Below are 13465 nucleotides of genomic sequence, written 5' to 3' on the forward strand. Positions count from 1 at the left end.
CAGGCAGCATTGGTCTATTGAGAATAATCTTCATTGGCAACTGGATGTTACCTTTCGGGAAGACTACAGTAAAAAGGTGAAAAATGCAGCCAGAAACTTTTCGGTGGCAACAAAGATGGCGCTTACCATACTAAAGAATGAGAAAACAACAAAAGGAAGCATGAATCTGAAAAGACTAAAAGCCGGATGGGATGAAAAATATTTATCACAACTTTTACAGGAAAATAATTTTTAATGCGTCTGCCCTGTATAGTCAAACGAAGTAAAAATAGGCAGTGAGATTAATAGGCAGTGAAAGAAATAAAGATAGCATCTTGATGGAGAACTTTTGGCGATGCGTTACATCAATTACCTGATTCATTTTTGTATGGAAAAAGAAGATACTAGTTAAAGTGGCAGGGAACCTGGCAAGTTTTTTAAATAATGAACGAATAAAGTCCGAAAGCTTATTATCTTTGTGCCAATCTGTTAATTGAAAGTTTAATGAACTGCTGAAAATATCGAAATGAAGTTTTGGGAATCAAATCATCAATCTGTTCAGGAAGGGGATATGCAATTTATTGCACTTTACAAATTCTATTATCAGGATTTGTATGCTTATGGAGTGAGCCTGGGGTTCAATGCCGAAGATGTGAAGGATGCAATTCAGGAAGTATATCTAAAGTTGTATTTTAATGAGCACTTGTGCATTGATGAGAAGAAAATAAAGTTTTATTTGTTGCGTTCGGTTAGGAATCAGCTGATTGATTGGGAGCGTACAAAGAAAGATACGTCTTCTATAGAGGAGGAAAGGAGCTTTAAATTATCCATATCAGTTGAAGAAAGCTTTATTGCTGATGAAGATGATTTATTACTCAAAAAAAGGGTGAATAGAATTCTTGATTTGCTGACAGATCATCAGCGGGAAATAGTCTATTTACATTTTATAGAAGAAATGCCTTATGAAGAGATTGCGGTAATGCTGAATATGAAAATTCAAACAGTGCGTGGACAAGTCTTTAAAGCAATGGAGAAACTAAGGAAACTGGATTCAAAAGATTATTTTCTGTTTTTTCTTATTTTATATCTGCATGGCGTTTCTACCTTCAAATGATTGAAAATGAATGTTGTATACGGAAGGCGGGGAGCGTAAACCTATACCTCTCTGCTTTTTTATTTATTTTTTTTGAGGAAAAAAGGAGATGAAAGGCATACGAATCTCGTATATATAGTAAACAGGTCTTTAATTGAAATAAATAATGAAAGAATATTCATCATATACTACAGCTGATTTTTTGAACGATGATTTATTTCTTTTCTGGTATTATTCCGGAGAAGGAGATTATTATCGAAAAATCATTGCCGATTGTCCCGATCGTGAGCCGTATTTAAAAGAAGCGATGGAGAGACTGGCGGCGTTGAAGTGGGAAAAGCCGGTTTTACCCCCAAAAGAAGTGGATAATGCTTGTTTGAAACTGGAACAAGCCATTCAAAATCGGAAAATGTCTCAACGTAAACATCGATTGTATAAGATGAGATGGTGGAGCGCTTCAGTTGCGGCAGCTATTCTTATCCTGTTTGTTTCGGTAGAGGTTATTTGGAAAAGTGCTCCGGCAATTGATTATCTAGCTTTGTTGCAAGTGAATGACTCTGTGTTTATGAGTGGTAAAACGCAGCTTTTTGTTGACGATCAGTTGAAAGAAACTTTTGAAGGTAATCCGGATTTAGCTTACGATCAAATGGCGACAGATGCTGGTGAAGGGGAATTTAATAAATTAGTTGTTTCGTATGGCAAACGTGCCCGTGTCACTCTTTGCGATGGTACGAAAATATGGGCGAATGCAGGAACGGTGCTTCTATATCCAACACATTTTGAAGATAAGAAGCGTGAAATATATGTAGATGGAGAAATATATATTGACGTGACTCCTAATCCGGAGAAACCTTTTATTATTAAGACGTCGGATATGGGAGTAAAAGTGTTGGGAACTTCTTTCAATGTTTCGGCTTATCGGGAAGATGTAGAGAAAAGTGTTGTGCTGGTTACAGGTAAAGTGGAGGTAACAGCATCTAATGGAGAATCTGTACGTATTTTACCCGATGACCGGTTCAGGCAATCCACTGATAAATATGTGGTAGATAAAGTGAATGTGGAGGATTATGTGTCGTGGAAGGAGGGACGATTATCGTTTAAAAACACAGAGCTTGGCGGAATACTCAAACAACTGTCCAGATACTATAACGTAAGGATTGATTATGATAAACAACAACAAATCACTTGTAGCGGAAAACTGAACTTGGACGATACGATCGAACAGATATTGAATACTATCACAGAAACGGCTCCTGTGGTAATAAGTAAGGAAAACAATGTTTATAAAGTAACAATAAAGAAAAAATAGCCTATGATTAATATGTGAAAAACCATACTCTAATTTATCCTTTTGAGAGAAAAAGGATACCAGCCAGTTTTATTCGTAATAGAATAGCCTTAAAATATTGAAGTATAATTTTAATTCTTAAACAGATGAATGAAAAACATCAAAAAAAGAATCACACTTGCTTAAGTGTGAGAAGGCCCCTTATATGCTTTTTTCTAGCATTGGGTGTGTTTCTGCTATCCGCTTTTCCTACTGAATTGTATGCCCAGAAGAAAACAATTACTTTGGACTATAAAGAGTTGGGACTAATGGAACTTTTTAAGAAGATAGAAGAAAAGAGTGATTATGTCTTTTTCTACTATGACGTATTGATAGATAAGGATGTGAAGGTTCCTGCACGTTTCAAAAACATGACAGTAGAGCAAATTCTGGATAAAGTTTTTGCTAACATGGAGCTTACCTATAGCATTAATAAAAAACAGATAACTATTAAAAAGAAAGTATTGCAGGAAAAAACGAAGAAAGAAGGTCAAAGCTCTATTGTAAAAGGAGTGGTATTCGACCAGTCTCGTGAACCGTTGCCCGGAGTTAGTATTGTAGTGCAAGGTACTAATATCGGGACCGTCAGTGATCTTAATGGTGCTTATTCCATCCATGTGCCTTCGGATGATTCGCAGATTATTTTCTCCTATATCGGTTTTGCTCCTATGACTTATTCGGCAAAAGAAATGAATAAGCTGGCGGAAGTGGTGTTGGTTGAAGATACAAAAACAATTGATGAAGTGGTTGTGGTGGGATATACGACCCGTACACGTGAGAAATTAATCAGTTCCGTCTCGACTATAAACAATCAGGAATTAGTTAAGTCCACAGTCCCCAATCTGGAGAATGCGTTGACAGGGCGTGTGTCCGGAGTCTTTTCCCGTCAGACCAGTGCCGAACCGGGTTCGGATGGTGCCGATTTGAAAATTCGCGGTTTTGGTTCTGCTTTGGTGGTAGTGGATGGCATTCCGGGAAGAAATTATAGTGATATCGATCCTTCCGAAATTGAGTCCGTTTCTGTATTGAAAGATGCATCGGCTGCCGCTGTTTATGGGATGCAGGGAGCAAATGGAGTTATTCTTGTAACAACCAAAAGAGGAGGAAAAAACAAACCGACGACATTGGATATCAATACACGCTTCGGATTGCAAATGCCGCATAACTATCCACAGCCCGCATCAACCCCGTTGTGGCAGACATTAGTCGGTGAATATTATGCTAATATGAAATTGATTAATGATAAGAACGCGGTGATTACTCCCGCTGATATGGCTACACGTGACTATGCTTATAATACCAATTGGTATGAGGAAATGATAAAGAACGCTCCCATCACCCAGTCCAATATCAATATTTCGGGAGGCACAGATAAAGTCAGTTATTTTATTTCAGCCGGCTATTTATATCAGGGAGGTATTTGGTCAACAAATTCTACTGATAAGAATCGTTTCAATTTCCGTAGTAATTTGGATGCGGATATACTGAAAAACTTGAAGTTATCTGTCGGAGTGGGAGCTGTCATTAACAGTCTGAATTATCCGAGATCCGCTTCGTATGAGATAGCCCGCAAAATGAAAGATATGGCTCCGAATATTCCGGTAAAGTGGCCGGGGCATGACGGCTATTATGCTTTTGGTGGGGAAGGCACGGTGAATCCGATGGCATTGGCGGATAAAGAGGCATCCGGATATTCCAAGAAAATAGCCAAGAATCTGAATGTGGATTTTTCTTTGGAGTATAAGGTTCCCTTTGTTGAGGGGCTCTCTTTGAAGGCTACGATGGGATATACGCAATCTGATTCGTGGAATAAGAACTGGAATATGAATATCGTTTATATGGGCTATCGGGAGGATGCGCAGGAATATTATGAGAGTGCTTCCGCCTCTAATGCCAATAAAGCAAGTTTGAGTTTGGAAGATGGTTTTTCCTATAATATAACCGGACAAGGTTTTATCAATTATATCCGTTCGTTCGGGAATCATAATATAAACAGCGGACTGGTCTTTGAATTTTCGGATGCGGAAAACCGTTCTACTGTTACGTCTCGTGGAGAATTTCCTTCTACTGTGTTGGATATGATGGCGGGTGGAATTGCCAATAAACAAGTGACAAATAGTGAAGTTTTCCGTAAATACAGGACGGCTTCTTTCATCGGTCGTTTCTCTTATGATTACCGTTCCAAGTATTTTGTCGATTTCAACTTCCGATATGATGGTGCCCAGTATTTTGCCGATAAGTGGGGCTTCTTTCCCTCTGCCTCTGTAGGATGGATGCTGACAAATGAAGAGTTTATGAACCCGTTGAAGAAAGTCTTGAATGAGTTTAAAATTCGTGCCTCCTGGGGAGAATTGGGTGACTTGTCGGCTGCCAGTCAATATTATGCTAATAATGAGCAATACTATTTTCAAAGCGGCTATCAATATCCGGGTACTCCGATGAATTTTGGTGACCGCACCATTTATGGATTAAATCCCACCTTGAATCCTAATCCTGATTTTACATGGGCTACCTCGTCAATGATAAATGCGGGTGTTGATTTTAAGTTGTGGAATGGCTTGCTTAGCGGATCGGCAGATGTGTTCTATCGTCAGCGTAAGGGACTTCCGGCACAAAAGGCCAATGATAATGCAGGAGCATTGGCTACTTGGTATAACTTAGACCATGACAACACCCGCGGTTTTGAGTTCTCATTGAATCATCAATATAAAATAGGAGAAGTCAACTATTTTGTCGGAGGAAACATGTCGTGGTCCAGAACCCGGAAAGGGAACATTGAGCACGGAAGATTTACAAGCGGTTATGACGAATGGAAATGGAACACTGAAGGACATTGGAATAACGTACGTTGGGGATATAACTGTATTGGACATTATCAGTCGTATGGAGAAATAGCCAATGCACCCATGCATAATAATTCGAATAATAACAGTGCCATATTGCCGGGTGACTTAAAGTATGAAGACTGGAATGGCGATGGCTATATTGACAATTATGATCAACGTCCTATCGGAAGAAATGCTTATCCGGAGTTGGTATATGGTATTAATCTGGGACTTTCCTGGAAGGGAGTTGATTTCTCCATGTTCTGGCAGGGAGGGGCATTGTCGGACTTCCAGATCGGTGCTTTCGATATGGATGCTTTCCAGGAAGGAGCTACCAACCTGAACACTTGGGAATATTTTGGCGATCGTTGGCATCGTGCCGATTATACTGATCCGAATTCTGAATGGATACCCGGGTATTTTCCGGCAGTCCGAGATTTTACATCAGTAACGATCAATCGTCTAAGTTCTAACTTTTGGATGTGGAATGGAAGTTACATTCGTCTGAAAAACGTGGAGTTGGGATATACTTTGCCACAACGAATTACCCAGAAAGCTAATATCAAACAGTTGAGGATTTATGCGAATCTTTATAACTGCCTGACCTTCTCCTCGCAGAAATTCTTTGATCCGGAACAGCTTGAAAGTCAGTATTCGTTTGCCAGCTATCCGCAAATCATGTCATTTAATGTAGGTATAAATCTTAAATTCTAACAGGTTATGAAAGTAAAATCTATCATATATATGGTATTGGCATTGAGCTTGTGCTGCGGATGTAGCGATTGGCTTACTGTCGATTCGAAAACCATTCTTAGTGAAGAGGACATTGCCAAATATCCCGAACTGGCAGAAGCACAGTTCTTATCCAATTATGCGGAATTACGTAAATCAATCCATTGTATCGGTGACGGAGCAATGTCGTACAGGCAACATCATCTGGATGCTTTTACCGATGATGGAGCGAGCAATATTACCTACGAGAATGGGGTCATGAGAAATAACACTCCGGGTACTGTTTTTGGAGGAGTCTTTTCTCAAAGCAAAGGTGAAATATTTGAGGCGGTATGGAATTATAAGACAATCAACATTGTTAATAAGTTTATCGCCACTTATAAGAATTCGGATAATGAAGGGGTGTTGAGTACAGTCGGTGAGGCTTATTTTATTCGTGCTTATCTGTATTTTGAGATGGTGAAACGATATGGGGGCGTGCCTTTGTATTCAAGTCCGTTGGATGATGTAAGCTCCATCAACAATCGTTCTACAGAGGAAAAATCCTGGGATTATATAAAAGATAACTTGGACTCGGCTCTTGTATTGCTTCCGAAAGTACAGCGTATTGCATCAGAAGATCGTGACCGTGCCAATCGGTATACAGCTTTGGCGTTGAAGTCGAGGGCTATGTTGTATGCGGGGACTATTGCTAAGTATGGAAAAGTTTCAAATAATAGTTTCCAGGGAATCCGCAAAGAAATGGCGAAAACATATTTATTGGAAGCGGCAAAAGCAGCAAAGGAAATCGTTGATGATGGTAAGTATGCGCTCTCTACTGAATTTGGCGATTTGTTTAATGGAAAAGATGAAAATAATAATGAGATAATTTTCCGTTTTGCTAACGTTGCCAAGACAGGAGTGGCTGTATATGAGGATTACTGGTATCAGTCTTATCGTATCAAACGGGCCGGTTACTGTGCCTTTATGGTTCCTCCTTTAGATGTTGTCGAACAATTTGAAACATTAGACGGCAAGATTCAGCCATTGGATTATGCCGCTTCAAAGAATAATCCCGAAGATTTTTTTGCAAACCGTGATAAACGTCTGGATGCCACTATTATTTATCCGGGAGGAGAGTTTTTGGGAGAACGTTTCTCTATTTACCGGAAAACACTTGTAAAAAGGACAGATGGAACTACTGAAGAATATTCTTATGAAAAATCTGAAGATTGGATGGGAGCGGGGAAAGTGCCCGGTCACGAAAAATACATGAAAAGTGGAGCAGATGGTATCTTCTTGAACCTTTCCGCCGCAGGAACTACTAACTGGGGATTTTTTCTGAAAAAAACACTGTATGGAGTGAAGAGGCTGGATGATTATCTTATACAAGAAAACGATCAGGATGCTGTCGTTATTCGGTATGGCGAGGTTATTTTAAATTTGGCTGAAGCTGCCGTTGAGCTTTCAACCTATGGAGTGAATGACTATTTAGCGGTTGCCCAAGTCGCTTTTGACCAATTGCGTAGTATACATGGAGGATTGCCTGCCAAAACGATGGACTTGGAGGTTGTACGGCATGAACGCCGGATAGACTTGATGTATGAAGGATTCCGTTATTGGGACTTGAAGCGTTGGCGCATTGGGGAAGAAAAGATGCACAATAAAACGTTGAAGGCTCTCTATCCCATTCTTCATATCGATGAAACAACTTCTCCTGCCTCCGTTTATTATACGTTGGAGAAAGTAGAAGCACCGGATTTGGCTACGAGAGTGAAATGGTTCGAGGAAAGAGACTATTATTGTCCGCTTCCTTTAAGCAAAAGCCCGGGTATCGTGCAGAATGACGGTTGGAATTGATAACCCTAAAAGAAAAGAATATGAATAGAGCTAGATTATATATAAATATCAAACTGTTACTTTTAGCAGTGTTAACACTGAATCTGTCAGGGTGTGAACTTGACGAACGTGTGGACGATTTGACCGGTGGCTACGAAGGCGCTTTTATTGACAGGCTGACTGGTGAAAAGGTGGCTACCGAATATTATGGAGCTAAATTAAAGTTACTTGATCTGGAGTATGGAAATGTAGCGGTTCCCTTGGAGTATAACACACTTCCTGAAGGAACATATCGCAATACCAAAGTATATCCTTCCCGCTATAAAGTATGGGCGAACGGACCGTTCTTTGAGTTGGATACCATTTATGGTGATATTCGTAGTTTTAAGAAAATGGACTTGATTGTTACTCCCAACGTAACATTGAAAATCAAGAAGGTGGAAGTGTTGTACGGCATTACAGCGAACGTCACTTTTACTTATCAGGTAAATGACGAACGCTCCAAGAATCAGGAAATAGGATTGGTATATGGCAAAGAGCAATATCCCGGACAACGTACAGCTATGAATGAAAGCGAAAGCGGTTCACATACTTACAAACGAATAAAGAAAAACTTGACAGAATTGTCGGGAGAATTTACGGAGACTCTGTTCTTAAACCCTAACAGCACATATTATCTAAGAGCTTTGGGACGTACGGAATCAGCAGGAGATTACTGGAATTATTCAGAACAGACTGTGATTAATACGACAGATATTGATTTGTCTTCCTTACCGATTGAAGCCGCTGTCGGAGTAAGTAGTGCCACTTCTGCTGTTTTGCAGTGGGCATTTCCTCCCGTTGTTGACGAGATAAAGGTTTCTTATACGGATCGGGATGGTGAAGAGGTGATGGATAAATTTAAACCTACGGATTATTCATACGTTGCCAATTTGCCTCATAATAAAAAGAGTACAATCAAAGTACAACTTCTGGCGAAAGGAGTTGCCGGTCCGGAACAAACGATTGAAGTACAGACTAAATCTTTGACGGATAAATATGTACCTGCCTCAAACACCCGTCCGGAAAATGTTCCTTTCTACAATGATTCGGAATTTAAAAAATCATTATCCGGTGAATGGGCATTGATATATGGTCCTACAATCGGCGAAGACTGGTCCACTACCGATTTACGTTTTGAATATTTCGATTGGTGGGACACATGGTTGATAGGATTTGCCGACCGTATGCCTGCTTGCCAGGATATAGAGAACTTTAAATCACTGACGATTCAGGGAGAAATACAAACATTGGTTGATATTTTACCTTTTGTTAATCTGGAAACACTTTCTATCATAAAGGGTAAAGGTTTCTCGGTGGATAAAACGATTAATCCGAAAGTGGACCTGACAGTTCTGAAGAAACTGAAGAAACTTAGCACAGTTATTATAGGACCGGATGTGCCGCTTACTAAAAAGAATTTTGATGATGCGGGACTTACACATCTGACGATTACCAACTAGGTCGGTAATCACACTACTCCCTTTGACAAGCGAATGTGTCTAGTGGGTAACATCGGATACATTCGTTTTTTAAAAGAAATATATAAATGAAAATATAAATAGTATGTGTAAGATTAAATGTTTATTTCTACTGATGTTGATCGTATTGTGTTCTTCCTGCAAAGAAAGTACAGAAGATGAAAAAGCGATGCAACAGCTGGTGGAACGCTTATTTCCGGAGTATGCTTCCCAATTTAGTTTTGAACAATCAGAAAAGATTGATAAAGATTGGTATGAAATAGAAGCGCAAGGAGGAACAGTACGAATACGGGGAAATAACGCAAATTCGATGGCTGTAGGGCTGAACTATTATCTGAATCATTACTGCCTTACCTCTGTTTCCTGGTATGTGAACGATACGGTGGAGATGCCGGAAGTATTACCCATGCCACCGGCAAAAATAACTTCGACTGCCCGTTGCAAGAACCGATTCTTTCTTAATTACTGTACCTTCGGTTATACAATGCCATGGTGGACATGGAAGGATTGGGAACGGTTGATAGACTGGATGGCTTTAAATGGAATCAATATGCCTTTGGCAATCACCGGACAAGAATCTGTCTGGTATCGCGTATGGACGAAATTAGGATTGACGGATGAGGAAATACGGAACTATTTCACAGGGCCTGCTCACTTGCCTTGGCATCGTATGTCTAACCTGGATTATTGGCAGGGGCCTCTGCCTAAAGAATGGCTGGATACACAAGAAGCATTGCAGAAACAAATCGTAGCCCGTGAACGTCAATTTAATATGCGCCCCATACTTCCTGCATTTGCCGGACATGTACCGTCGGAACTTAAAAGAATCTATCCGGAAGCTAAGATTAGCCGGATGAGCTCTTGGGGAGGTTTCGAGGATAAATACAGAAGCCACTTTCTGGATCCGCTTGACCCATTGTTTGCAACCATACAGAAAGAGTTTCTGGAAGAACAAACTAAGTTGTTCGGAACAGACCATATTTATGGGGCAGATCCTTTTAATGAAGTAGCCCCTCCAAGTTGGGAACCGGAATTTTTAGCCAATTGCTCGAAGCATATTTATCAATCGATGACGCATGTCGATCCGGATGCTACTTGGTTACAAATGACATGGTTATTCTATATTGACCGACATTTATGGACAAACGAACGGGTAGAAGCTTTCTTGAAAGCAGTCCCTCAAGATAAACTGTTGCTACTGGACTATTATTGTGAGAATACTGAAGTCTGGAAGCAGACAGATCGGTATTTCGGGCAACCATATTTATGGTGCTATTTAGGAAATTTCGGAGGAAATACAATGCTTGCCGGAAACACCAAAGAAGTGGGGAAACGAATCGAAAATGTATATACCAATGGTGGAGAAAACTTTTCGGGACTGGGTTCTACTTTGGAGGGGTTTGATGTAAATCCTTTCATGTATGAATATGTTTTCAGTAAAGCATGGGATTGTAATCTGCCGGACTCTGTATGGATAGAACAACTGGCAGACAGGCGAATTGGCTTGAGAAACCAACAAATGCGTCGGGCATGGAAATTGCTTTATGACAGTATTTATACAGCACCAGCTGCTTTGGGACAGGGGACATTGATGAATGCGCGTCCTTGTTTAAAAGGAAATGGCAATTGGACGACTACGCCTACGGTAGCGTATTCTAATGAAACTTTGTTTGAGGTATGGGAGATGTTGTTGAAAGCCGGAGAACATCGACATTCTGCTTATGAATATGATGCCGTTAATATAGGAAGGCAAGTGCTGGGGAATTATTTCGGGAAACTTCGTGATGAATTTGCGGAAGCTTATTCCCGGAAGCAATTACCGCTATTAAAACAAAAAGGAGCTGAAATGAAACAACTACTGCGTGATGTTGATACTTTATTAAGTACACAATCTTCTTTTTTACTGGGAAAATGGATTGAAGATGCCCGTTCATTAGGTACAGACGAAGCCTCTAAAAACTATTACGAAGAAAATGCCCGTACTATCGTTTCAACCTGGGGAGATAAAGATCAGAGTTTAAACGATTACGCAAATCGTACTTGGGGAGGTTTAGTATCGGGATATTATGCGCCTCGTTGGGAAATGTTTATAGATGAAGTTATTCGCTCTGTTTCTAACAAGCAGCCGTTTAATGCTGATGCTTTTCATCAAAGAGTGACGCAGTTTGAAATTGACTGGGTCAAGTCACATGAACGTTATCCTTCCGAACCGGTTAGTAATGTTGTTGAGATTGCTACTTTATTGATGAATAAATACAAGGATTCAATTTTAAAAGAAAAACACAATGAGAATAATTAGTTATATTTCAAGTATAATCATCACTTTTTCTGCATTAGCTATCATGAGCGGATGCAAAGATTCGGAAGTTGTTGATGACGGCTTTCGTACAACAATGGCTAAAGCCTCTGATGTGAAATTAAATAAAGTTGCCTATTGGCCGGGAGATCCTGTAAATTGCTCTTTTACCTTGAAAAATGAAACGAACTATCCGATGGATATTCGTGAAGTAAAAGTGGTGATTCAGAACTTGGATGATGGAGGGTGTGTATTGACAGAAAAGTCTGTTGCTTCCCATATTCAAATAGAACCGGGACAATCTGTTCCTGTGGATGCCGGGACACTGTATACCCTTCCAGCTGCATTAAAGCCTTCTTCCTTTTGTGCTGTCAAGTTCCTGTTAGATTTTGAAGATGGGATAACCACTACAATTGACGGAACATATTTCAGAGCTGTCAACGAGCAGTCGCTGTTGACTTACGATATTCAAAAGTTAGATTATCAGGGACTTCCTGTTTATCGTCAGATAGGAGATATGAGTGCCGGGTTCGGTGTGTTAAAAACGATGGTTGCTTTCGATCAAGGAATGGCTGCCACCATGGAGGAGGCTCCGCAGGGTGGTACTTATCCGGTTGCGCCTACTCCGGAGTTTTTGCAACGTTCCGTTCGCAAAACTGTTGAGCTTTACAATTCGGAGATCGGAGCTGCCACAAAGATAAAGAGAGTGGTGGTTGGAACGGGGATCGCATCTGTTTCTTACTTTGCAACAATGATGGGGGCAGCCTATTTACCTATTCATTATCTGGTATCGGCTAATTCTGCTTCTGAAGTACAAGCTATACTCGATTATTCCAATCAAAATGGATATGCCTCTTATGCCACATTGGGTTATGACGGTTCTATGCCCGGAGTGGGAGTTGCCTGGATAAAATTATTGGATTTGCCGGAAGAATATAAGCAATTTATAAAAGATCATCAGGTGGAAGAAGTTTATATTTATGGAGTAGGTCAGGAAGGACATGGAGAGTCTTATTCCCGAAGGGTTTTGACGCAGAATACAATTACTGATGAATATGCGCCTGGTTCTTTATATATATTGTATACAAACTTTGGTTCGGATGCCGATATTGACGCACTGAAACATCGGTTGTATGACTATAATCAGTTAAAATTGGGTGAAGGACAGTATATCTCTGATTGGGAAAGTGGAATTGTCGATGATCAGATAGCCAATATATCCGGCTCTGCGCAAGCGATGGCAAATGTGAAAGCTTATACGATTGAGACTGATGATATGATGGCTTTGTACAATATATCTTCTTTCCTGACGCTTCAATATATAAAAAAGAATCAAAGCAAGTTGCAGGCACCTTTTGTGAATGGAGTTATTTTTAACGAGTATCTTACGAATCACCCTCAATATGAAGCGTTTGTTGGATATGTACCTTTATTATATTGGCAATTTAATTCGGCGGCTTCTACAGTAGAACGTATTGATGGTTATCTGAAGCCAGCTATTGCCGGGTATTTTCCTGATGTTGTCGATCATCTGTATGAGGGATCTTTCTATCTGAATTCTAATATGAGACGCTATGAGTTTTATGACGAGCTGATAGCAAGAGGTGTCACTTCGGAGAATATTAGAATTAGGCAGAGTGTAGATAAATGGAATCCGGAAGATGATGGAGAAACGGAAGAGTATTTGGGACGCATTAATCATAAAATAGGTTCGGCTGAAGAATTTGCTTATGATATAATTGAACGTATTGGAGTGCAGAAGTATCGGAATACGGTTAAGTCGATGGAGTACCTGACATTGGAGGAGCTTCGTACTATTTGTGCACAGGTTGGAAATATGAGATTAGTAGAACATTGATATAACATCGGATTTAA

General features: G+C 40.1%; 8 protein-coding genes. All 8 read left to right on the plus strand.

Annotation, left to right across the window (positions count from 1 at the left end; all coding sequences use genetic code 11):
• The coding region (locus tag H8S63_RS13620; protein WP_186927107.1) for a transposase at nt 1-235 on the plus strand (235 nt) is incomplete at its 5' end.
• A gap of 270 nt (nt 236-505) precedes the next feature.
• On the plus strand, nt 506-1093 hold the full coding sequence (locus tag H8S63_RS13625) for an RNA polymerase sigma factor (RefSeq protein WP_186927108.1): 588 nt from the start codon (nt 506-508) through the stop codon (nt 1091-1093).
• 145 nt (nt 1094-1238) lie between these two features.
• A complete protein-coding gene (locus H8S63_RS13630) occupies nt 1239-2381 on the plus strand; it encodes a FecR family protein (protein ID WP_186927109.1) in 1143 nt (380 codons plus the stop codon).
• Nucleotides 2382-2668: 287 nt separating this feature from the next.
• Nucleotides 2669-5938, plus strand: coding sequence for a TonB-dependent receptor (locus H8S63_RS13635; RefSeq protein WP_229102175.1), 3270 nt, complete (start codon nt 2669-2671; stop codon nt 5936-5938).
• A 6-nt stretch (nt 5939-5944) separates the two neighbouring features.
• A complete protein-coding gene (locus H8S63_RS13640; protein ID WP_186927111.1) occupies nt 5945-7795 on the plus strand; it encodes a RagB/SusD family nutrient uptake outer membrane protein in 1851 nt (616 codons plus the stop codon).
• 20 nt (nt 7796-7815) lie between these two features.
• Nucleotides 7816-9276 (plus strand): DUF3823 domain-containing protein, encoded by a 1461-nt coding sequence (locus tag H8S63_RS13645; protein WP_186927112.1) that lies wholly within the window; start codon nt 7816-7818, stop codon nt 9274-9276.
• Between the two features lie 103 nt (nt 9277-9379).
• Nucleotides 9380-11593, plus strand: a complete 2214-nt coding sequence (locus tag H8S63_RS13650) for an alpha-N-acetylglucosaminidase (RefSeq protein WP_229102176.1) — start codon at nt 9380-9382, stop codon at nt 11591-11593.
• The gene (locus H8S63_RS13655; protein ID WP_055235504.1) at nt 11580-13448 is read left to right on the plus strand and encodes a hypothetical protein; all 1869 of its coding nucleotides are present in this window, start codon (nt 11580-11582) and stop codon (nt 13446-13448) included. The genes H8S63_RS13650 and H8S63_RS13655 overlap by 14 nt, the downstream gene beginning before the upstream one ends.
• Nucleotides 13449-13465 lie beyond the last annotated feature (17 nt).

Source organism: Bacteroides sp. NSJ-39, assembly GCF_014287315.1.
GTDB lineage: Bacteria > Bacteroidota > Bacteroidia > Bacteroidales > Bacteroidaceae > Bacteroides > Bacteroides finegoldii.